Below are 21025 nucleotides of genomic sequence, written 5' to 3'. Positions count from 1 at the left end.
GCAGGCAAAAAAACCTGGAATAATCCGGGTTCAGGCCAACTCCCCTTTCACGAGGGGTACAAAGCGCACGGCTTCGACAGTATCAATGACAAACTCGTTGCCGCGCCGACGGATTCGCTTCAGGAACTGGTGCTCTTCGCCTACCGGCAGCACCAGTACGCCGCCATCGTCCAGCTGCGCCAGCAGCGCAGCCGGAATTTCCGGCGGCGCGGCGGTAACGATGATCGCGTCGAACGGCGCGCGTGCCTGCCAACCCTGCCATCCATCGCCGTGACGGGTTGAAACATTATGTAAATCAAGTTGTTTAAGGCGACGCCGCGCGTGCCACTGCAAACTCTTAATACGCTCAACCGAGCATACGTGATGCACCAGATGCGCCAGGATCGCCGTCTGATAGCCAGATCCGGTGCCAATTTCCAGCACCCTTGACTCCGGCGTTAGCGTCAGAAGCTCGGTCATCCGCGCCACCATGTAGGGTTGCGAGATGGTTTGCCCCTGGCCAATCGGCAGCGCCGTGTTTTCCCACGCCTTATGTTCAAAGGCTTCATCAACGAACTTTTCTCGCGGCACCAGCGCGATCGCGTTCAGCACGCGCTCGTCAATAATGCCCTGCGTGCGGAGCTGATTGAGAAGACTTTCAACACGTTTACTTACCATTGCGTATCAACCCCAACGCGATCCAGCCAACCGCTCACCACCTCATGTGCGCCGTGGGCGGTTAAATCGACATGTAGCGGAGTGACCGACACATAGCCTTCATCCACGGCGGCGAAGTCGGTATCCGGCCCGGCGTCGTACTTCTCGCCCGGAGGTCCAATCCAGTACAGCGTATTGCCGCGCGGATCTTTTTGCGGGATCACCTGATCGGAAGGATGACGGCTGCCGCAGCGGGTCACGCGGATACCTTTAATCTGTTCAAGAGGCAGATCCGGCACGTTGATATTCAGAATGCGCCCGGTGCGCAGCGGCTCGCGGCTTAAAGCCCGCAGAATCGAACAGGTGACCGCGGCGGCGGTATCATAATGCTGATAGCCATTTAGCGAGACGGCCAGCGCCGGAAAGCCGAGATGACGGCCCTCCATCGCGGCGGCAACGGTGCCGGAATAGATGACGTCGTCACCGAGGTTGGGACCGGCGTTAATGCCGGAAACCACAATATCCGGACGCGGCCGCATCAGGGCGTTCACGCCGAGGTAAACGCAGTCCGTCGGGGTGCCCATCTGTACGGCGATATCGCCGTTATCAAAAGTGAAAGTACGTAGCGAAGATTCCAGCGTCAGGGAATTCGACGCTCCGCTGCGGTTACGATCGGGTGCAACTATCTGAACCTCAGCGAATTCTCGTAAGGCCTTTGCCAGGGTCTGAATGCCCGGCGCATGAATCCCGTCATCGTTACTCAGCAATATTCGCATAGTCACCCGTTGTATTGATAAGCTCCCTTACTACGCTGGTGGCGAAGCTGCCTGCGGGCAGCCAGAAACGCAGTTCAACGGTAACGTCATCCCACCAGTTCCAGCTCATCTGCTGGGGATAGAGCAGCATCGCCCGGCGGGCGGCCTCTACTTTCTCACGCACCAGCAGCGCCTGTAACTGCGTCTCTTCGGCCACTGCCGCCTGTTCAGCGGCCAGCGCGCCCCGTTGGCTTCCCCAGTCGCCGCTGCCCACAAGCGCAGCGGTAATCATCAGCTCGCGGTTATCTACCCGCGCCTGGAGTTCCGTCAGTTCTTCAGAGGCCGCAACGAACCAGCTTCCGCGCCCCGCTAATTGTAGCGCATCGCCATCAACAACCTGATTAAATTCCGGTTTTTTTAATCTAATACCAACCTGTTGATTAAACAATGCGCTGCGGGCCGCCGACAACCAAAAACTGCGTTTATTGCGATCGCGCACCGGCGCGCCGTTCTCGGCCCAGCGCAGCGCCCCCTGCAGGTTACTGCCGCCGATACCGAAGCGCTGGGCGCCAAAATAGTTGGGTACGCCATGCTCGGCAATCGCCTGTAAACGCTTTTCGACATCGTCGCGGGCGCTGACTTCGCGCAGTACCAGAGTAAACTGGTTCCCCTTCAGCGCCCCGAGGCGCAGCTTGCGCTTATGGCGCGCGTACTCCAGAACCTGGCAACCCTCGAGCTGAAATTTGCTCAGGTCGGGCATCTCTTTGCCCGGCACTCTGGCACACAGCCACTGTTCAGTCACCGCGTGTTTGTCCTTCTGCCCGGCAAAGCTCACTTCACGCGCATGAATTTTAAGGAATTTTGCCAGTGAGTCAGCAACAAAACGGGTATTGCAGCCGTTTTTCAGAATCCTCACCAGCACGTGCTCGCCTTCACCATCGGGGGCAAAACCGAGATCTTCCACCACCAAAAAGTCCTCCGGGCTGGCTTTTAGCAGCCCCTGGCTCAGCGGTTTTCCATGTAGGTAGGTGAGTTCGTCAAAAGCGATCATTTCTCCGCCTTACGCAACAGCGCCACCGCTTCACAGGCAATGCCTTCGCCGCGGCCGGTAAAGCCCAGCTTTTCCGTGGTGGTGGCTTTGACGTTCACATCGTCCATATGGCAGCCGAGATCTTCGGCGATAAAGACGCGCATCTGGGGAATATGCGGCAGCATTTTCGGCGCCTGGGCGATGATAGTGACGTCAACGTTGCCAAGGGTATAGCCTTTCGCCTGAATCCGCCGCCACGCTTCGCGCAGCAGTTCGCGGCTGTCGGCGCCTTTAAAAGCCGGATCGGTATCCGGGAACAGCTTGCCGATGTCGCCCAGCGCCGCCGCGCCGAGCAGCGCATCGGTCAGCGCGTGCAGCGCGACGTCGCCGTCGGAGTGCGCCAGCAGCCCTTTCTCGTAGGGCACGCGCACGCCGCCGATGATGATTGGGCCTTCACCGCCAAAAGCGTGTACGTCAAAACCGTGTCCAATTCGCATTAAGCCTTCTCCTGGTGTCGGGAACGGGTAAGGTAAAATTCGGCCAGCGCCAGGTCTTCCGGGCGCGTCACTTTTATATTATCAGCTCGTCCGGCGACCAGTTCAGGATGGAAGCCGCAGTACTCCAGCGCCGAGGCTTCGTCGGTGATAGTCGCCCCTTCATTAAGCGCCCGCGTCAGGCAATCAACAAGCAGTTCGCGAGGGAAAAATTGCGGCGTCAGCGCATGCCATAAATCATTACGCTCAACGGTATGGGCGATGGCCGCCCTGCCCGGCTCCGCGCGCTTCATCGTGTCGCGAACCGGGGCGGCCAGAATGCCGCCCGTACGGCTGGTGTCGCATAATTGAAGCAGGCGGCTGAGGTCATCCTGGTGCAGGCAGGGGCGCGCGGCATCGTGCACCAGCACCCAATCAGCCTCGCCAAGCACCTTCAGGCCAGCGAGAACGGAATCCGCGCGTTCTGTCCCGCCATCAACGACGGTGATTTGAGGATGGTTCGCCAACGGCAGTTGGCTAAAGCGCACGTCACCCGGGCTGACGGCGATGACCACCCGCCGTATACGCGGGTTTGCCAGCAGCGCGGCGACCGCGTGCTCGAGAATCGTTTTGTTACCGATTGAGAGATATTGTTTAGGGCATTCCGTTTGCATGCGGCGGCCAAAACCGGCTGCCGGCACCACGGCGCAAACGCCCGGAAAAGTGGCTGCCATGTTGTAATCCTGGGCCTGTTTATCGATTATTCTGCTGTTGCCCCGCAGCCTGGTTGCGTTTTGACGCATCCGGCACCAGACGATAAAACGTTTCGCCCGGGCGGGTCATACTGAGTTCATTGCGTGCGCGCTCTTCGATAGCTTCCTGACCGCCGTTGAGGTCGTCAATTTCGGCGAATAGCTGATCGTTGCGTGCTTTTAATTTAGCGTTAGTTGCCTGCTGCGCGGAGACATCGTCATCAACCCGGCTATAGTCGTGCAGGCCATTTTTGCCGAACCACAGCGAGTACTGTAGCCAGACCAGCAAAGCCAATAACAGCAGCGTTAGTTTACCCATCCTGCCCCCTGAAAAACGGCATCATCATCCCATAACTCGCCCGAGTTCTCTACTCTGGCGCGCGGACGACGCCGCGTAACGCGGGGACTGTACCACATTTTTACCGTTGATACCCAGGCTAGATTCATTCGTAAAAAGGACTACCCCAGTAGCCAGAGGAACAGCAGACCGAACATCAGTCCGACGGTCAAAATCGTCGCGCAGACGCTGTACTGAAGTTTACCGTCCATCAGCGAATGCAGCGCGATGCCAACCACGACGGCAACCGGCATTAATGCCAGAAAGAACGGCCAGGTATAGAGGAGGACAAATAGCGTGTTACTGCCATAGATCAGGAAGGGAATACCCAGCGCCAGCAGTCATGAAATAAAGCCAACGGCAGCACCCGACAGAGACCAGGTGGTCTCGTCGCTGACTGCCGGCGGCGGTTCTGAACGAATAATACTGATGTTCTGGGTATTGCGCATATCGAATCCTGTTGACCTGGCGATCGGCATCCTGTGATGATGCCGCAGCCGTTTCAGGATCTGATAATATCGCTCTGTCGTAGCAGGTCTAATAATTGGTGCACCAAATTTGTTACCAATTGTTCGCCGTCGAGGTGAATTTCAGCGCGCTCCGGGGATTCATACACTGAATCAATTCCGGTAAAGTTGCGCAGCTCCCCGGCACGCGCTTTCTTATACAGGCCTTTCGGATCCCGCGCTTCGCAGATCGCCAGCGGCGTATCGACAAAGACTTCGATAAAACGTCCTTCGCCTAAACGCTCGCGAACCATCTGCCGTTCTGCGCGATGCGGAGATATAAACGCGGTCAATACAACAAGTCCGGCATCCACCATCAGCTTCGCCACTTCACCTACGCGTTGAATGTTCTCTTTGCGGTCGTCGTCGCTGAAGCCAAGATCGCTGCACAGGCCGTGACGCACGTTATCGCCATCCAGCAAATAGGTGCTCACGCCGAGCCGATGTAGCGCCTCTTCCAGCGCGCCGGCAACGGTGGATTTCCCCGAGCCCGAAAGCCCGGTGAACCACAGCACCACGCCGCGATGGCCGTGATGCTGCTCGCGCTGCTCCTGGGTGACAGGATGCGCATGCCAGACGACGTTTTCGTCATGCCGGGCCATTACTTGCCTCCCAGCAGGTCGCGAGCGTCCCAGTGCGGGAAGTGCTTGCGAATTAGCTGATTCAGCTCAAGCTCAAACGCGCTGTACTGGGAAGCGCCCGCCTGCGCCTGTTCGTTCGGCTCGCGTACCATGCCCGCGCCAACGGTGACGTTGGTTAAACGGTCGATAAAGATAAGCCCCCCGGTGACCGGGTTATCCTGGTATTTATCCAGCACCAGCGGCTCATCGAAAGTCAGATCTACCAACCCGATGCCGTTGAGCGGCAGCGATTCTACTTCGCGCTGGGTCAGGTTGTTGATATCAACCTGGTAGCGAACGCCATCCACGCGGGCGCGGGTTTTCTTACCGGCGATTTTAATGTCATAGCTCTGGCCAGGCGTTAGGGCCTGCTCCGCCATCCATACCACATCAACGCTAGCGCTTTGCACCGCAGGCAGAGAGACCGCCGCGTCCACCAGCAGGTCGCCGCGGCTGATATCAATTTCATCCTTCAGCACGAGAGTGATCGCCTCCCCGGCCGCCGCTTCCGGCAGGTCGCCGTCAAAGGTGACGATGCGCGCCACGGTGGATTCCACCCCCGACGGCAGCACTTTCAGACGCTGTCCTACGCTCACGCGGCCAGCGGCAACCGTCCCGGAAAACCCGCGGAAGTCGAGGTTCGGACGATTGACGTACTGCACCGGGAAGCGCAGCGGCTGGCTTTCCACCACGCGCTGAATCTCAACGGTTTCCAGCACTTCCAGCAGCGTCGGGCCGCTGTACCACGGCATTTTATCGCTCTGGCTGGCGACGTTATCCCCTTCAAGCGCGGAAAGCGGGACAAAGCGAATGTCGAGATCGCCCGGCAGCTGTTCAGCAAAGGTCAGATACGCTTCACGAATAGTGTTAAAGGTCTCTTCGCTAAAATCGACGAGGTCCATTTTGTTCACCGCCACCACCAGGTGTTTGATCCCCAGCAGCGTCGAGATAAAGCTGTGACGGCGAGTCTGATCGAGCACGCCTTTGCGGGCGTCAATCAACAGAATCGCCAGGTCGCAGGTTGACGCGCCGGTCGCCATATTACGGGTGTACTGCTCGTGCCCCGGGGTGTCGGCGATAATAAATTTGCGCTTCTCGGTAGAGAAGTAGCGGTAGGCGACATCGATGGTAATCCCCTGCTCGCGCTCGGCCTGCAGACCGTCAACCAGCAGCGCCAGATCGAGTTTTTCGCCCTGCGTACCGTGACGTTTGCTGTCATTATGCAGAGAGGAGAGCTGATCTTCGTAAATCTGACGGGTATCGTGCAGAAGCCGGCCAATCAGCGTACTTTTACCGTCATCGACGCTGCCGCAGGTCAGAAAGCGCAGTAGGCTTTTGTGCTGCTGGGCATGCAGGTAGGCTTCTACGCCGCCTTCATTGGCAATTTGTTGTGCAATTGTGGTGTTCATGGCGGCTCCTTAGAAATAACCCTGACGTTTCTTCAGCTCCATGGAGCCTGCCTGGTCGCGGTCAATCACGCGCCCCTGTCGTTCGCTGGTGGTCGACACCAGCATCTCTTCGATGATCTCCGGCAGCGTTTGCGCATTGGACTCCACCGCGCCGGTCAGCGGCCAGCAGCCGAGGGTGCGGAAGCGCACCATCTGTTTTTTGATCATCTCGCCGGGCTGTAGATTGATGCGATCGTCATCGATCATCATCAGCATCCCGTCGCGCTCCAGCACCGGACGTTCTGCCGCCAGGTACAGCGGTACAATTTCAATATTCTCCAGATAGATGTACTGCCAGATATCCAGCTCGGTCCAGTTGGAGAGCGGGAAGACGCGGATGCTTTCGCCCTTGTTAATCTGGCCGTTATAGTTGTGCCATAGCTCCGGGCGCTGGTTTTTCGGGTCCCAGCGGTGGAAGCGGTCGCGGAAGGAGTAAATACGCTCTTTGGCGCGGGATTTCTCTTCATCGCGGCGCGCGCCGCCGAACGCGGCATCGAAGCCGTATTTGTTCAGCGCCTGCTTGAGGCCTTCGGTTTTCATGATATCGGTATGCTTGGCGCTGCCGTGGACAAACGGGTTAATGCCCATCGCCACCCCTTCCGGGTTTTTGTGCACCAGCAGCTCGCAGCCGTAGGCTTTAGCGGTACGGTCACGGAACTCATACATTTCGCGGAATTTCCAGCCGGTATCGACGTGCAGCAGCGGGAACGGCAGGGTGCCCGGATAAAACGCTTTACGCGCCAGATGCAGCATTACGCTGGAGTCTTTACCGATGGAGTACATCATCACCGGGTTAGAGAATTCGGCGGCCACCTCACGAATGATATGGATGCTTTCCGCCTCCAGTTGCCGCAGGTGAGTGAGTCGTTTTTGGTCCATAACCGTTCCTTAAGCCAGATTTACTACAGAAGCCTTAAAGGCCTCTGAGGATGAGGTGTGTTGATACCAGGCGAGCTGTTGATGTAATTGCACCACGTCTCCTACCACGATCAGGGCGGGCATCGGGGCGTCTTTCGCCAGGTTTTCAAGCTGTTGTAATGTGCCGGTCTTCGTTTGCTGATCGGCGCGGGTACCGCGCGAGATCACCGCTACCGGGGTGTCGCCATCGAGGCCGTTGGCGATCAGCTGCGCGCTGATTTCCGCCGCTTTCAGGCTGCCCATATAAATCGCCAGGGTCTGGCCGCTTTGCGCCAGCCGCGCCCAGTCGAGCGGCGAGTTTTCCGCGCCGAAGTGTCCGGTAATAAAGGTGGCGCTCTGGGCATAATCACGATGCGTCAGCGGAATTCCGGCATAGGCCGTTGCGCCCGCCGCCGCCGTCACGCCCGGGACGACCTGAAACGGAATGCCCGCTTCGGCCGCGGCCTGCAGCTCTTCGCCGCCGCGGCCAAAAATAAACGGGTCGCCGCCCTTCAGGCGAATCACCGTTTTGCCCTCTTTCGCTGCATCCACCAGCAAACGGTTGATCTCCTGCTGCGGTACGGATACGCCGGAAGCGCTTTTACCGACGCAGATTGTCTCCGCGTCTCGGCGTACCAGTTCGCGCACCTCCGGGGTGACCAGGTTGTCGTAGAACACCACGTCCGCCTGCTGAAGGGCCTGCAGGCCACGCAGGGTCAGCAATCCGGCATCACCAGGCCCCGCTCCGACGAGGATAATTTCACCGGGGCGTTTGTCCGGCTGCCGAAGTTCATCTTCCAGCGCTTTTTCCGCTTCGGCTTTGTTGCCCGCCAGCATCAGGCTGGCAAAACGACCGGTAAACACGCGCTCCCAAAAGCGGCGGCGTTCGGCGGTGGTTTTCAGATGGGTTTTAATATGGTGACGCCAGTAGCTCGCCGTTTCAGCCAGCCGCCCCAGGTTGGTGGGCAGCAGGGCTTCGATTTTTTCGCGCAAAATCCGCGACAGCACCGGCGCTTTGCCGCTGGAAGAGATAGCCACCAGCAGCGGAGAGCGATCGACAATGGATGGAAAGACAAACGAGCACAGCGCCTGATTATCCACGACGTTGACCAGCCGATAGCGCGCGTTCGCCGCGACATAAACGCGTTGGTTCAGCTCGTCATCTTCGGTAGCGGCAATCACCAGAAATACGTCATCAAGCTGCTGCTCTTCGAATACGGTTGCCCGCCACTGAATTTCCTCGCGCTCGACCTTTTCGGCAAGTTCCGGCATCAACGTTTCGGCGACAATGTGCACCTTCGCTTCAGCGCGCAGCAAAAACGTAATCTTACGCGCGGCTATCTCGCCGCCGCCGATCACCAGCACGGGTCTCTCTTTCACTTCGGCAAATATCGGCAAGTATTCCACTGCGCAACAACTCTCTTACAATCAGCAATAGAGCGACTATAGGGTGCGGTTTAGAGCAAATGAAATTACGAAATGGAATGAGTTGTTACTCAAAAGAATAACGACCTGGGAAAGCAAATATCAAAAAGTGCTTAACACGCGGTTTTTCCACCATTTAAGAGCGATTGAAATTGTTTAACCCCGGTCACAGTTTCATACTACGCGGGTGAAATTGTTTTAAGTGCTAAAGGACCCCCTATGTTTTCCGCATTGTGCCGTCGCCTGCTTCCCCTGGCGTTGGGCGCAGGTTTTGTCTTCTCCGCCGCCCCGGCATTCAGCGCCCCGGGCGAAACCGCCAATGCCCAGGCTCGTCATATCGCCACCTTTTTTCCCGGAAGAATGACCGGTACGCCGGCCGAGATGCTGTCAGCCGATTACCTCCGCCAGCAGTTCGCCCAGATGGGTTACCAGAGCGATGTACGCAGCTTCAATACCCGCTACGTCTATACCGATAGCAGTCAGCGTAAAAACTGGCATAACGTCACCGGCAGTACGGTGATCGCCGCTCATGAAGGCCAATCTCGCCAGCAGATCATTATCATGGCGCACCTGGATACCTACGCGCCGCAGAGCGATAAAGATGTTGAAAATAACCTCGGCGGCCTGACCCTACAGGGGATCGACGATAACGCGATGGGGCTGGGCGTCATGCTGGAACTTGCTGAACAGTTAAAGAACGTTCCTACCCGTTACGGTATTCGCTTCGTTGCCACCAGCGGCGAAGAAGAGGGCCGGCTTGGGGCGCAGAATCTGCTCAAGCGCATGAGCGACGCGGAAAAGAAAAACACCCTGCTGGTGATTAATCTCGATAACCTTGTCGTGGGCGATAAGCTGTACTTTAATAGCGGCCGCAGCACGCCAGCGTCGGTGCGCAAGCTCACCCGCGACCGGGCGCTGGCTATCGCCCATAGCCACGGCATCGCGGCCTTCACCAATCCAGGACTGAACCGGGACTTTCCGAAAGGCACCGGCTGCTGCAACGACGCCAGCGTTTTTGATACCGCCGGGATCCCGGTACTGTCGGTGGAAGCGACCAATTGGTCATTAGGTAAGAAAGACGGTTATCAGCAGCGGAGCAAATCTCGCAGCTTCCCGGACGGCACCAGTTGGCACAAGATTCAGCTGGATAACCTGCAGTATATTGATAAAGCGCTGCCAGGGCGGATTGAGCATCGCGGACGCGATGTGATGAAAGTGATGCTGCCGCTGGTGAAAGAGCTGGCGAAAGTCGAAAAAGTGAAAACGGGGAAATCCTGATTTTCCTGAGGGGGAGACCAAACCGCGGTCTCCCTGCTCTATTCATCTACAACCGCTCTTCGCAGTATTTACGCCGCTTAACCTTCGTGCAGCCCGCACTCTCTTTTCAGGCCAAAGAAGCGCGTTTCTTCCTCCGCCATCCCCGGCTCCCATTTACGGGTGGTGTGGGTGTCCCCTACCGACAAATAGCCCTGATCCCACAGCGGGTGATACTTCAGGCCGTGCTTTTGCAGATACTGATAGACGGTACGATTATCCCAGTCGATGATCGGCAGCACCTTAAACACGCCGCGCTGGATCGCCAGCACCGGTAAGTGGGCGCGGCTGCCGGACTGCTCGCGGCGCAGGCCCGCAAACCAGGTTTGCGCATTCAGCTCTTCCAGCGCTCGGTTCATCGGCTCGACCTTGTTGATGTCATTATATTTTTCAATGCCCTCAACGCCCTGCTCCCACAGCTTACCGTAGCGCGCCTCCTGCCATGCAGCGCTCTCCTTCGCCCGATAGATCTTCAGGTTCAGATTGAGTTTGTCCGTTAATTCGTCGATAAACTGGTAGGTTTCAGGGAACAGATAGCCGGTATCGGTCAAAATGACCGGAATATCCGGGCGCACCTGATTGACCAGATGCAGGCTCACTGCCGCCTGAATACCAAAGCTTGAAGAGAGCACGTATTCGCCCGGCAGGTTTTCCAGCGCCCACGCGACGCGTGCTTCCGCGCTCAGCTTTTCCAGCTGGCTATTGGTTTCCGCCAACTGCAAAACACGATCGACCTTCGGTAATGCGTTCAGCGCGTTTAGATCGAGTACGGACATAAGAACCTCGTTTGTCTGTTTCGCCGGGCGGGACTGCGTTTGCCCGGCCTACAAAACCCACAGGCCCGGTAAGCGAAACGCCACCGGGCAGCTGGATGTTTATTCCCAGAAATCACGGGCTGGGTCGAGCACCGGGCGAATGATGCCCGCACGCACCGTAAAATCGCCGAAGCCTTCACCCGCTTCGCGCTCTTTCGCCCAGCGCCCTACCAGTTCGTCGATCGAGTCGAGGATTTCCGACTCGGTAATATTTTCCCGATACATACGCGGAATACGCGTCCCGCTGCGGTTACCGCCCAGGTGCAGGTTGTAGCGGCCCGGCGCCTTACCGACCAGCCCCACTTCCGCCAGCATCGCACGGCCGCAGCCGTTCGGGCAGCCGGTGACGCGGGTAACGATATGCTCGTCGCCAACGCCATGTTTGCTCATCACCGCCTCGACTTTATCGGTAAACGACGGCAGGAAACGCTCGGCCTCCGCCATCGCCAGCGGACAGGTCGGGAACGAAACGCAGGCCATCGAGTTTTCGCGCTGCGGCGTAACGGCGTTCATCAGACCATGATCGCGCGCCAGCTTCTCGATCTTCGCCTTCTGATCTTCCGGTACGCTGGCAACGATCAGGTTCTGGTTCGCCGTAATGCGGAACTCGCCTTTGTGGATCTTCGCAATCTTCAGCAGGCCGGTTTTCAGCGGACGACCCGGATAATCAAGAATACGACCATTTTCAATAAACAGCGTCAGGTGCCAGTTATTGTCGATACCTTTCACCCAGCCGATACGATCGCCGCGGCCGGTGAACTCGTACGGACGGATCGGCTCAAACTTGATGCCCGCCCGACGCTCCACTTCCGCCTTAAAGGTCTCAACGCCCACGCGTTCGAGGGTGTATTTGGTTTTCGCGTTTTTACGATCGGTGCGGTTACCCCAGTCGCGCTGGGTCGTGACCACCGCTTCCGCCACCGCCAGGGTGTGCTCCAGCGGCAGATAGCCAAACTCGCTCGCCGTACGGGCGTAGGTTTTCTTATTGCCGTGTTCAATCGATAAACCGCCGCCGACCAGCAGGTTAAAGCCTACCAGTTTGCCGTTTTCAGCAATGGCCACGAAGTTCATATCGTTCGCATGCAGATCGATATCGTTCTGCGGCGGGATCACCACGGTGGTTTTGAACTTACGCGGCAGATAGGTCTGGCCGAGGATCGGTTCTTCATCAGTGGTGGCGACTTTCTTCTGATCCAGCCAGATTTCGGCATAAGCGCGCGTGCGCGGCAGCAGGTGCTCGGAGATCTTCTTCGCCCACTCGTAGGCTTCAGCATGCAGCTGAGACTCGTACGGGTTAGAAGTACAGAGCACGTTACGGTTCATATCGTTGGCGGTCGCCAGCGCGTCCAGCCCCACCGAATGCAGCATCTGATGCACCGGCTTGACGTTCTTCTTCAGAATGCCGTGGAACTGGAAGGTCTGACGGTTGGTCAGACGGATGCTGCCGTAAATGGTGTTATCGCCGGCGAATTTATCGATCGCCTGCCACTGTTTAGTGGTGATCACCCCGCCCGGCAGGCGGCAGCGAAGCAGCATCGCGTGACGCGGCTCCAGCTTCTGCGCCGCGCGCTCGGCGCGGATATCGCGGTCATCCTGCTGATACATACCGTGAAAACGGATCAGCAGAAAGTTATCGCCTTTAAAACCGCCGGTCAGGCCGTCGTTCAAATCTTCCGCGATGGTGCCGCGCAGGTAGTTGCTTTCGAGCTTCATGCGCTCGGCGTCAGTCAGTTTACCTTCGACCACCAGCGGGCCTGGATGTTTTTCGCTCATTAGTAGACATCTCGCTGATAACGGCGCTCAACGCGCAGCTCACTTAAAAATTCGTCCGCCGCTTCGGCGTCCATCGCGCCGTATTCGGCAATCACTTCCAGTAGCGTCTGCTCAACGTCTTTTGCCATACGATTCGCATCGCCGCAGACATAAATATGGGCGCCGTCGTTAATCCAGCGCCACAGTTCGGCCCCCTGCTCGCGCAGCTTGTCCTGAACGTAGACTTTTTGTTGTTGATCGCGGGACCAGGCCAGGTCGATGCGGCTCAGCACACCTTCTTTGACGTAGCTCTGCCACTCCACCTGATAAAGGAAATCTTCGGTAAAATGCGGGTTGCCGAAGAACAGCCAATTCTTACCTTCCGCGCCTTCCGCCGCGCGCTGCTGCATAAAGGCGCGGAACGGCGCGATGCCGGTGCCGGGGCCAATCATGATCACCGGCGTCTGCGGGTTAGCGGGCAGACGGAAGTTATCGTTATGCTCGATAAAGATGCGCACTTCGCCATCTTCTTCGACGCGGTCAGCCAGGAAGCTGGAAGCGCCGCCGGCCCGGGCGCGGCCTTCAATGTCATATCGCACCACGCCAACGGTGACGTGGACTTCGCTTTCCACTTCCGCCTGCGAAGAGGCGATAGAGTACAGGCGCGGCGTCAGCGGGCGCAGCAGGTCGACCAGCGCCTGGGCATCCAGCTGCGCCGGGGAGAAGCGCACCATATCGACAATCGGCGTGGTCGCGGCGTAATGCTGGAGCTGCGCCTTATCGCCCACCAGCGGCAGCAGGGATTCGCTGCGGGTTAAGGTGGCATAATTTTCCACGATGTTACCGGTGTTGACCGTCAGCTCGAAGTGCCACTCCAGCGCTTCGGCGAGCGGCAGCGTTTTGCCGTCAACCGTGACCGGCTCCGCGCCCGTCAGCCACAGCAGTTCCACCAGCTCTTTCACCAGAGCCGGATCGTTCTGGTACCAGACGCCCAGCGCATCGCCCGGCTGATAGCGCAGGCCAGAGTCGCCGAGGTCGATTTCAATATGGCGCACATCTTTTTCAGAATCGCGGCCGGTAATTTTTTGATTCACCGCCAGCGTCGCGGTCAGCGGCGCTTCTTTGGTATAGGGGCTGGTGTGGATCTCATTCACCGACCCGCTGGTGAGCAGCTGAGACGGCGCGGCGGCAGGGGCGCGCGCTTTCAGCACCTCAACCACCCGAGTGCGCCATTCGGCGGCGGCGGCCTGATACTCGACATCAGCGTCAACCCGGTCGAGCAGGCGTTCGCCGCCCAGTTCGGCCAGCTTGTTATCAAAATCTTTGCCGGACTGGCAGAAGAATTCATAGGAGGTATCGCCGAGGCCAAACACGGCAAATGCGGTATCGGTCAGCTTCGGCGCTTTCTTCGAAAACAGGAACTTATGCAGCGCAACGGCTTCTTCCGGCGGCTCACCTTCACCCTGCGTTGACGTCACCACGACCAGCAGCTTTTCGGAGGCAATTTGTTTGAATTTATAGTCGCCTGCGTTAACCAGCTTCACGTTCAGCTGCGCGGCCTGCAGATCATCACGCAGCGCTTCAGCCACGCGGCGGGCGTTGCCGGTTTGCGATGCCGAAATCAGGGTGATGGACGGAACTTCCGCCGCCTGGGCTGGCGCGACAGCCGCCGCGCCGGGCTGCTGATTCAGCGCGCCCCAGAAGTAACCGGAAACCCAGGCCAGCTGGGTGGGCGTGAAGTCGGTCGTGGCCGCCTGAAGGCGCGCCATTTGCTCCGGACTCAGCGGTAGCAAATTTGAAGGTGGGGCCTGTGTCGTCATGCGTCGTTATGTTCCAGTAAGCAAAGCTGTGATTCACGCCCTGTCAGCGCGATAAAACAGAAGAAAATGTATTTACTCTAAATAATTCGAGTTGCAGGCAGCGACACAGCGCCCCCCGGGAGCTTACCTGAGTAAGGGACCGGGCTGGGCGAGGCCCAAGGATGCGCCGAGTATTGCTAACGCACATGCGGCTCGAAGTATGACGAGTTGGTAGGTTAACGGTGCAAATAGTAACAACTAAATAAAGGATGGAAATAACAAATAACCAAATGAACTAACCTGTTTTAGTTATAGTTATTAACAACAAAATCGATTAAATAAGCACATGAAATATAAGAACTTAATTTGCATATGCTGGATGAATGCGTCTATTTTGTGTTCAGGGCCGTTTTAGTTAATGCGAAAAAATGTGCTTTCCGGTACCCTACGGCGGTTTTTTTGCCATATTGAGAATAAAAGATGTCCACCACGCTGTTTAAAGATTTCACCTTCGAAGCCGCTCACCACCTGCCGCACGTGCCGGAAGGCCATAAATGCGGTCGTCTGCACGGCCATTCATTTATGGTGCGCCTGGAGATTACCGGTGAAGTCGATCCCCATACCGGGTGGATCATGGATTTTGCCGAGCTGAAGGCCGCGTTTAAACCCATCTACGATCGCCTCGACCATTACTATCTGAACGATATTCCAGGACTGTCCAATCCGACCAGCGAAGTGCTGGCCAAATGGATCTGGGAGCAGATGAAACCGCGGGTTCCGCTGCTGAGCGCGGTGATGATCAAAGAGACCTGCACCGCAGGCTGCGTCTATCGCGGCGAGTGATTAAAGCGTTTGTGTCGGCGGTAGATATTCCTTAAATAACATCATGTTAGCTTAAGCGCTCTGGATATCTGGGGCGCAAAATGGCTGACGATTTTGATATTATTATCATCGGTGCAGGGATAGCTGGCACCGCTTGTGCTTCACGCTGCGTACGAGCAGGGCTTTTGGTCCTGCAGCTTGAACGTGGCGAACTTCCCGGCAGTAAAAATCTCTCCGGCGGCCCTCTTCATTGTCACGCCCTTGCCGAACTCCTCCCTGATTTTGAGCAATCCGCCCCCCTTGAGCGCCGAATTACCCATGAGAGCCTGGTGCTGTTGGCTGACAGCAGCGCAACAACCTGCTCCAGTCTACAGCCTAACGGTGATTCATGGAGTTTACTGCGTGCGCGGTTCACTCCAGTATGGACTATGCATGGATCTACCGCTCTATTCTGGAGAGCATTGCGCTGACACTGAAAAATAACTACGACAATATGTGCAATGAAATGAATCATTTCGCTAAACATATCATCATCACCGGCGGTGGCTCTAACAGTGACCTTTTTATGCAAATCTTTGCTGACGTGTTCAACCTTCCGGCCCGACGCAATGCCATCAACGGCTGTGCAAGTCTCGGGGCTACAATCAACACGGCTGTTGGGTCAGGCTTGTACCCATCTTACGAAACAGCAATTGAAAAAATGGTCCGGGTAAAAGATGTGTTTATGCCAGTTGAACAAAACGCCAGTCGCTATGAGGCTCTCAATAAAGGCATATTCAGAGAGTTGACGCAGTATACCGACGTCATTTTGAAAAAGTCATATCAAGTGATGCACGGAAATCTGGAGAACGTTGACGCGATTCAAAGTTGGTCGAACGCATAACGCTATGCCTACTTGCGCCGGGTGAAAGCTCACCCGGCAACATTTTTCGTTGGCGTCAACAAACGCGCTACTATTGCCGATATGTCGCTATATCCTGAGTTTTTATGTTAACTCAACGCACCAGATACCCCCCATCCACCGCCAGGATATGACCATTAACGTAATCCGATGCCCGGCTCGCCAGAAAGACTGCCGCCCCCATGAGATCCTCCGCCTCTCCCCAACGACCGGCTGGAATATGCGCCAGAACCCGTCGGTTTTCCTTAGGCATGTTGCGAACGACCGCTGTCATTTCGGTTTCATAATAGCCGGGGGCAATGCCGTTAACCTGAATATTATACGGGCCCAGTTCTTCACAATAGGCTTTCGTTAAACCCACCAGCGCATGTTTGGTTGCGGCATAGGCCGGTGACCAGCTACCGCCTAAATAAGAGAACACCGAGCAAATATTAATAATTTTACCACTACCACGCGGGACCATAACTTTAGCTGCCTCATGGCTCAGTTCGAAAGCTGCCGTCAGGTTAGTCTCAATCATCGGGTCCCAGTCTGCACGCCCAAAGCGCAGTACCTTATTTAAGCGACAAATTCCGGCATTATTCACCAGGATATCGACCGTACCGAAATGCTGGCAACACTCGGTGATAATACGCTGCGGCATGCCGTGATCGGTAATATCCGCTGGCATGAATTCCACCGCTGCCCCCTGTTGCTCAATAAGCGCTCGGGTTTGAGCGTTATCGACACGTCGGCCTGGGATAAACAGATTGGCTCCCGCCGTCGCCAGGGCAAAAGCGAGAGCCTGCCCCAGACCGCTATTGCCGCCGGTAACAATGGCAGTTTTCCCTTTGAGGGAGAAGAATTCCATGGAAAAAGCACTGGATGGAACAAATGGCAGCATGTTTAACTCGATCCTTAAGTCACCATAGGGACAGCACGCTCTGGCGGCTGATTTAAGAGCCGATGATATCATTGCCGCAGGGAGGAGGGATCTTAAGCACAGGGTTGAAACAATGCCATTTGATGAATTCATCTATGAATTTGTTTCTTGCCGGGCAGTGTTCAGTTGCCCGGCAAGAAATCAGGGATCAGGCAATATTCAGATACTTGTGCGTCTGCATCGATAAGCGCCAGTTGCGGGCAATGCAAGTTTCGATGCACAGGCGTGTCGCGTCATCTTTCTGGCTAATCGGCTGAAGCGCGATAATACGCGGCTTTTCATCGGCCAGCGTTGCCAGCAATTCATCCAGCGCTTCGATATCGCGCACGCGTCCAACCGGATGTTTAATTTCATCAGCCCGCTGTAGCGCCTGCGAGAGCACGTCATAACCGCCGCGCATGTTCACCTTTGGCGACACCGTCACCCAGGTATGAGGCGTACAGCGAACTTCATGGGTGCCGCTGGTTTCAATCTGGCAGCTAAATCCGTTTTGCTCCAGTAAAGAGGTTAACGGCGTTAAATCATGAATGCAGGGTTCACCGCCGGTAATCACCACGTGGCGGGCCGTCCAGCCCTGACGCCCGATGATAGCCAGCAGATCTTCGCTGCTCGCCGGGCCCCATTTATCGCTCTCTTTGGTTTTCGCCAGAATGCTGAACAGCGACACTTCCCGATCGGCAAGCTTATCCCAGGTATGTTTGGTATCGCACCAGGCGCAACCAACCGGGCATCCCTGTAAACGAATAAAAATGGCGGGAACGCCGGTGAAGTAACCTTCGCCTTGCAAGGTCTGGAACATCTCGTTAATCGGGTACTGCATAATCATCTCTGCTTAGGGTTGTGAACGCGCATTATCGCAGATTTGCCCGCGCAGATCTTGTCCCGCGCTGTACTGAGTGATCGATTAAAAATACGCCAGGATGATACTCCCCGGCCGCAGACAGATGATATTATTCAGCGACGTTTTTTTATTAGCTTGATAATCATCAGGCTACTATTAAACGGTATGGATAAAATTTTTGGTGTAACAAAATATGTATAACCCTGAATGCTAAACATAAAAAAACCAACTTAAAAATAATAAATTTCAACGATGTACAAATGGATACATGAAATAATGAATTTATAGGATTATCTCGGGGTCAAATTCGATCCGCGGCGATATCTTTCCTTAAAATAACCTTAATAAACCGCACGTTATGTTCATTCTCCATTTAATATCCGTTTAATTTTCCGCGCCTAGAATCCAGTCAACCAATACTACTGAGACTGCATTCATGAATACATTATTAATTACTGGCGCGACCGGATTTCTGGGTGGAGCAGTGTTAGAAAGCATTCTTAATAAAATGAATGTGCCTAATCTATTACTGTTAGTTCGTGCTGATAATAGTGTAGCCGCCGTAGAACGGGTTAAGGAAAACCTGCGAAAATTCAATATTAGCGAAGAGAGATTAACGGCCCTGACGCCCGGCAACATTCTGCTGGGGGATCTGGCCAATCCGCAGCCCTTTCTCGACGACCCGCGCTTGAATCAGGTTACTCACGTGCTCAACTGCGCCGCCGTCGCCTCATTTGGTAACAATCCGCTTATCTGGAAAGTCAACGTCGAAGGTACGCTGCAGTTTGCCCGGCGGATGGCTCAGGTCAACAGCCTTCAGCGCTTTCTGCACGTGGGCACCGCGATGTCCTGCTCGCCAGATCCCGATTCGCTGGTAGCGGAAAGCACGGCGTTTCGTGAACGCGCCGAGCATCTGGTCGAGTACACACACTCTAAATCAACAATTGAACGTCTCATGCGGCAGGAGTGCCCAACGCTACCGCTGGCGATTGCCCGCCCCTCGATTGTTGTTGGCCACACTCATCACGGCTGTCAGCCCTCCAGCAGCATCTTCTGGGTGTTCAGCATGGGGCTGATGCTGCAAAAATTTATGTGTTCAATGGAAGATCGCATCGATGTGATTCCCGTCGATTACTGCGCCGATGCGCTGCTGATGCTGCTTATCAGCCCGCTGGCGCGCGGAGAGGTAGTGCATATTTCAGCGGGAGAGGAAAACAGCGTAAGGTTTGCGGATATCGATAACGCTATGGCCTCCGCCCTAGAGCAGGCGCCGGTCGGCGATAAATACGCCCAGGTCAGCTATGAAACGCTGGTCAAAATGCGCCGTGAGCTGAAGACTATTTTTGGCCCCTGCAACGAACGGCTGATGCTAAAAGCCATGCGCCTTTACGGCGCCTTCGCCACGCTTAACGTACGATTCAGCAACGATAAGCTGCTCAGCATGGGCATGCCGAAACCGCCGCGCTTTACCGATTACATTGACCGTTGCGTACAGACCACGCGCGGGCTTTCTATTCCGCAGCAAATGGCGGTAGATTTTAAGTAGTCACCGGTTTCGGGGCAAAAAAAAGCCAGCCCGAAGGCTGGCTTTTTCATATCAGAGAAAGACAGGCTTATGCCTGACCTTTGATCTCTTTACGACCGTTGTACGGTGCTTTTTCGCCCAGCGCTTCTTCGATACGAATCAGCTGGTTGTATTTAGCAACGCGGTCAGAACGGCTCATAGAACCGGTTTTGATCTGGCCTGCAGCGGTACCAACAGCCAGGTCAGCGATGGTAGCGTCTTCAGTTTCGCCTGAACGGTGAGAGATAACGGCAGTGTAGCCAGCGTCTTTCGCCATTTTGATCGCAGCCAGAGTTTCGGTCAGAGAACCGATCTGGTTGAATTTGATCAGGATGGAGTTAACGATGCCTTTCTCGATACCTTCTTTCAGGATCTTGGTGTTGGTTACGAACAGATCGTCACCAACCAGCTGGATTTTGTCGCCCAGTACTTTAGTCTGGTATGCGAAACCGTCCCAGTCAGATTCGTCCAGGCCATCTTCGATGGAGACGATCGGGTACTGTTTGGTCAGCTCTTCCAGGAAGTGGGTGAATTCTTCAGAGGTGAACGCTTTGTTGCCTTCGCCGGCCAGAACGTATTTACCGTCTTTGTAGAATTCAGAAGCCGCGCAGTCCATCGCCAGAGTGATGTCTTTGCCCAGCTCGTAGCCAGCAGCTTTAACCGCTTCAGCGATAACAGCCAGCGCTTCAGCGTTGGAACCCAGGTTCGGCGCGTAGCCGCCTTCGTCGCCAACAGCGGTGTTCATACCTTTAGCTTTCAGAACTTTAGCCAGGTTATGGAACACTTCAGAACCCATACGTACGGCTTCTTTCAGGGATTTAGCGCCAACCGGCTGAATCATAAATTCCTGGATGTCGACGTTGTTGTCAGCGTGCTCGCCGCCGTTGATGATGTTCATCATCGGAACCGGCATGGAGTATTTGCCCGGGGTGCCGTTCAGCTCAGCGATGTGCTCATAGAGCGGCTGACCTTTAGAAGCAGCGGCAGCTTTGGCGTTAGCCAGAGATACGGCCAGGATAGCGTTCGCACCGAAGTTAGATTTGTTTTCAGTACCGTCCAGGTCGATCATGATTTTGTCGATGCCAGCCTGATCTTTGGCGTCTTTGCCAAGGATTGCCTGAGCGATCGGGCCGTTAACAGCGCCAACGGCTTTCAGTACGCCTTTACCCATGAAACGGGATTTGTCGCCATCGCGCAGTTCCAGCGCTTCGCGGGAGCCAGTAGAAGCACCTGACGGAGCAGCTGCCATACCGACGAAACCACCTTCCAGGTGTACTTCGGCTTCAACAGTCGGGTTACCACGGGAGTCGATGATTTCACGACCGATGACTTTAACGATTTTGGACATTAGGTTTTCCTCAGTACAAGTTAAACTAAAACTCCAGACAAACAATGCACCCGGATGGGTGCATTGCC

19 protein-coding genes and 3 pseudogenes are annotated in these 21025 nt (G+C 55.8%); 5 read left to right on the top strand and 17 right to left on the bottom strand.

Annotated elements, in window-relative coordinates; genetic code table 11:
* Positions 1-30 precede the first annotated feature (30 nt).
* The 11 genes and pseudogenes from EGY08_RS21175 to cysG all read right to left on the bottom strand — a co-directional run bounded on the left by EGY08_RS21175 (position 31) and on the right by cysG (position 8852).
* The gene (locus EGY08_RS21175; protein WP_004124265.1) at positions 31-657 is read right to left on the bottom strand and encodes a protein-L-isoaspartate(D-aspartate) O-methyltransferase; all 627 of its coding nucleotides are present in this window, start codon (positions 655-657) and stop codon (positions 31-33) included.
* Positions 651-1412: a 5'/3'-nucleotidase SurE gene (gene surE / locus EGY08_RS21170; RefSeq protein WP_004124266.1), complete on the bottom strand. Its 762-nt coding sequence runs from the start codon at positions 1410-1412 to the stop codon at positions 651-653. Before surE ends, EGY08_RS21175 begins: the two co-directional genes overlap by 7 nt.
* Positions 1393-2442, bottom strand: coding sequence for a tRNA pseudouridine(13) synthase TruD (gene truD, locus EGY08_RS21165; protein WP_087829858.1), 1050 nt, complete (start codon positions 2440-2442; stop codon positions 1393-1395). The genes surE and truD overlap by 20 nt, the downstream gene beginning before the upstream one ends.
* Positions 2439-2918, bottom strand: coding sequence for a 2-C-methyl-D-erythritol 2,4-cyclodiphosphate synthase (gene ispF, locus EGY08_RS21160; protein WP_004124268.1), 480 nt, complete (start codon positions 2916-2918; stop codon positions 2439-2441). Before ispF ends, truD begins: the two co-directional genes overlap by 4 nt.
* Positions 2918-3628, bottom strand: coding sequence for a 2-C-methyl-D-erythritol 4-phosphate cytidylyltransferase (gene ispD, locus EGY08_RS21155; protein WP_004124269.1), 711 nt, complete (start codon positions 3626-3628; stop codon positions 2918-2920). The genes ispF and ispD overlap by 1 nt, the downstream gene beginning before the upstream one ends.
* Before the next feature lie 19 nt (positions 3629-3647).
* Positions 3648-3965, bottom strand: a complete 318-nt coding sequence (ftsB, locus tag EGY08_RS21150; protein WP_004124270.1) for a cell division protein FtsB — start codon at positions 3963-3965, stop codon at positions 3648-3650.
* Positions 3966-4105: 140 nt separating this feature from the next.
* A pseudogene (locus EGY08_RS21145) lies at positions 4106-4432 on the bottom strand (DUF3561 family protein).
* A 53-nt stretch (positions 4433-4485) separates the two neighbouring features.
* Positions 4486-5091: an adenylyl-sulfate kinase gene (gene cysC / locus EGY08_RS21140; protein ID WP_123828870.1), complete on the bottom strand. Its 606-nt coding sequence runs from the start codon at positions 5089-5091 to the stop codon at positions 4486-4488.
* A complete protein-coding gene (gene cysN, locus EGY08_RS21135; protein ID WP_004124293.1) occupies positions 5091-6518 on the bottom strand; it encodes a sulfate adenylyltransferase subunit CysN in 1428 nt (475 codons plus the stop codon). The genes cysC and cysN overlap by 1 nt, the downstream gene beginning before the upstream one ends.
* 9 nt (positions 6519-6527) lie before the next feature.
* Entirely contained in the window at positions 6528-7436 is a 909-nt protein-coding gene (cysD, locus tag EGY08_RS21130; protein WP_004104981.1) for a sulfate adenylyltransferase subunit CysD, read from the bottom strand.
* A 9-nt stretch (positions 7437-7445) separates the two neighbouring features.
* Positions 7446-8852: a siroheme synthase CysG gene (cysG, locus tag EGY08_RS21125; protein WP_162626076.1), complete on the bottom strand. Its 1407-nt coding sequence runs from the start codon at positions 8850-8852 to the stop codon at positions 7446-7448.
* Positions 8853-9098: 246 nt separating this feature from the next.
* Here cysG and EGY08_RS21120 point away from each other — a divergent pair, with 246 nt between their 5' ends.
* Entirely contained in the window at positions 9099-10157 is a 1059-nt protein-coding gene (locus tag EGY08_RS21120; protein ID WP_087829860.1) for an aminopeptidase, read from the top strand.
* Positions 10158-10234: 77 nt separating this feature from the next.
* Here EGY08_RS21120 and cysH read toward each other — a convergent pair whose 3' ends face one another.
* The 3 genes from cysH to cysJ form a co-directional block, all read right to left on the bottom strand.
* Entirely contained in the window at positions 10235-10969 is a 735-nt protein-coding gene (gene cysH / locus EGY08_RS21115) for a phosphoadenosine phosphosulfate reductase (protein WP_014226592.1), read from the bottom strand.
* 99 nt (positions 10970-11068) lie between these two features.
* Positions 11069-12781 (bottom strand): assimilatory sulfite reductase (NADPH) hemoprotein subunit, encoded by a 1713-nt coding sequence (gene cysI, locus EGY08_RS21110; protein ID WP_004124307.1) that lies wholly within the window; start codon positions 12779-12781, stop codon positions 11069-11071.
* Positions 12781-14580, bottom strand: coding sequence for an NADPH-dependent assimilatory sulfite reductase flavoprotein subunit (cysJ, locus tag EGY08_RS21105; protein ID WP_004124310.1), 1800 nt, complete (start codon positions 14578-14580; stop codon positions 12781-12783). Before cysJ ends, cysI begins: the two co-directional genes overlap by 1 nt.
* 459 nt (positions 14581-15039) lie before the next feature.
* Between cysJ and queD the strand changes: the two genes are divergently transcribed.
* The 3 genes and pseudogenes from queD to EGY08_RS21090 form a co-directional block, all read left to right on the top strand.
* Positions 15040-15402, top strand: a complete 363-nt coding sequence (gene queD / locus EGY08_RS21100; protein ID WP_004853637.1) for a 6-carboxytetrahydropterin synthase QueD — start codon at positions 15040-15042, stop codon at positions 15400-15402.
* Between the two features lie 80 nt (positions 15403-15482).
* A pseudogene (locus EGY08_RS21095) lies at positions 15483-15800 on the top strand (FAD-dependent oxidoreductase); the annotation flags it as partial.
* Positions 15797-16264, top strand: a pseudogene (locus EGY08_RS21090) (FGGY-family carbohydrate kinase); the annotation flags it as partial. The pseudogenes EGY08_RS21095 and EGY08_RS21090, both read left to right, overlap by 4 nt.
* A 112-nt stretch (positions 16265-16376) precedes the next feature.
* Here EGY08_RS21090 and EGY08_RS21085 read toward each other — a convergent pair.
* Both EGY08_RS21085 and queE read right to left on the bottom strand, forming a co-directional pair.
* A complete protein-coding gene (locus EGY08_RS21085; protein ID WP_032742195.1) occupies positions 16377-17132 on the bottom strand; it encodes an SDR family oxidoreductase in 756 nt (251 codons plus the stop codon).
* A gap of 220 nt (positions 17133-17352) precedes the next feature.
* Entirely contained in the window at positions 17353-18024 is a 672-nt protein-coding gene (gene queE / locus EGY08_RS21080) for a 7-carboxy-7-deazaguanine synthase QueE (protein WP_004124321.1), read from the bottom strand.
* Between the two features lie 457 nt (positions 18025-18481).
* Here queE and EGY08_RS21075 point away from each other — a divergent pair, with 457 nt between their 5' ends.
* Complete coding sequence (locus EGY08_RS21075) at positions 18482-19591, top strand: SDR family oxidoreductase (protein WP_004124324.1); 1110 nt, start codon at positions 18482-18484, stop codon at positions 19589-19591.
* Positions 19592-19658: 67 nt separating this feature from the next.
* Here EGY08_RS21075 and eno read toward each other — a convergent pair whose 3' ends face one another.
* Positions 19659-20957 carry a phosphopyruvate hydratase gene (gene eno, locus EGY08_RS21070; RefSeq protein WP_004124327.1) on the bottom strand — a complete coding sequence of 433 codons (1299 nt, stop codon included), beginning with the start codon at positions 20955-20957 and terminating at the stop codon, positions 19659-19661.
* Between the last annotated feature and the right edge of the window lie 68 nt (positions 20958-21025).

It is taken from the genome of Klebsiella sp. FDAARGOS_511 (genome assembly GCF_003812845.1).
Lineage (GTDB): Bacteria > Pseudomonadota > Gammaproteobacteria > Enterobacterales > Enterobacteriaceae > Klebsiella > Klebsiella grimontii.
Note: the sequence above shows the minus strand (reverse complement) of the source record. Positions and strands in the feature narration are given on the sequence as shown.

Coding starts and splice junctions, on each gene's coding strand:
- queE (WP_004124321.1), bottom strand. CDS start 18,024: ATGCAGTACCCGATTAACGAGATGTTCCAGACCTTGCAAGGCGAAGGT.
- ispF (WP_004124268.1), bottom strand. CDS start 2,918: ATGCGAATTGGACACGGTTTTGACGTACACGCTTTTGGCGGTGAAGGC.
- surE (WP_004124266.1), bottom strand. CDS start 1,412: ATGCGAATATTGCTGAGTAACGATGACGGGATTCATGCGCCGGGCATT.
- truD (WP_087829858.1), bottom strand. CDS start 2,442: ATGATCGCTTTTGACGAACTCACCTACCTACATGGAAAACCGCTGAGC.
- cysN (WP_004124293.1), bottom strand. CDS start 6,518: ATGAACACCACAATTGCACAACAAATTGCCAATGAAGGCGGCGTAGAA.
- cysJ (WP_004124310.1), bottom strand. CDS start 14,580: ATGACGACACAGGCCCCACCTTCAAATTTGCTACCGCTGAGTCCGGAG.
- eno (WP_004124327.1), bottom strand. CDS start 20,957: ATGTCCAAAATCGTTAAAGTCATCGGTCGTGAAATCATCGACTCCCGT.
- ftsB (WP_004124270.1), bottom strand. CDS start 3,965: ATGGGTAAACTAACGCTGCTGTTATTGGCTTTGCTGGTCTGGCTACAG.
- EGY08_RS21075 (WP_004124324.1), top strand. CDS start 18,482: ATGAATACATTATTAATTACTGGCGCGACCGGATTTCTGGGTGGAGCA.
- cysI (WP_004124307.1), bottom strand. CDS start 12,781: ATGAGCGAAAAACATCCAGGCCCGCTGGTGGTCGAAGGTAAACTGACT.
- cysD (WP_004104981.1), bottom strand. CDS start 7,436: ATGGACCAAAAACGACTCACTCACCTGCGGCAACTGGAGGCGGAAAGC.
- EGY08_RS21175 (WP_004124265.1), bottom strand. CDS start 657: ATGGTAAGTAAACGTGTTGAAAGTCTTCTCAATCAGCTCCGCACGCAG.
- cysC (WP_123828870.1), bottom strand. CDS start 5,091: ATGGCCCGGCATGACGAAAACGTCGTCTGGCATGCGCATCCTGTCACC.
- queD (WP_004853637.1), top strand. CDS start 15,040: ATGTCCACCACGCTGTTTAAAGATTTCACCTTCGAAGCCGCTCACCAC.
- EGY08_RS21120 (WP_087829860.1), top strand. CDS start 9,099: ATGTTTTCCGCATTGTGCCGTCGCCTGCTTCCCCTGGCGTTGGGCGCA.
- cysH (WP_014226592.1), bottom strand. CDS start 10,969: ATGTCCGTACTCGATCTAAACGCGCTGAACGCATTACCGAAGGTCGAT.
- EGY08_RS21085 (WP_032742195.1), bottom strand. CDS start 17,132: ATGGAATTCTTCTCCCTCAAAGGGAAAACTGCCATTGTTACCGGCGGC.
- ispD (WP_004124269.1), bottom strand. CDS start 3,628: ATGGCAGCCACTTTTCCGGGCGTTTGCGCCGTGGTGCCGGCAGCCGGT.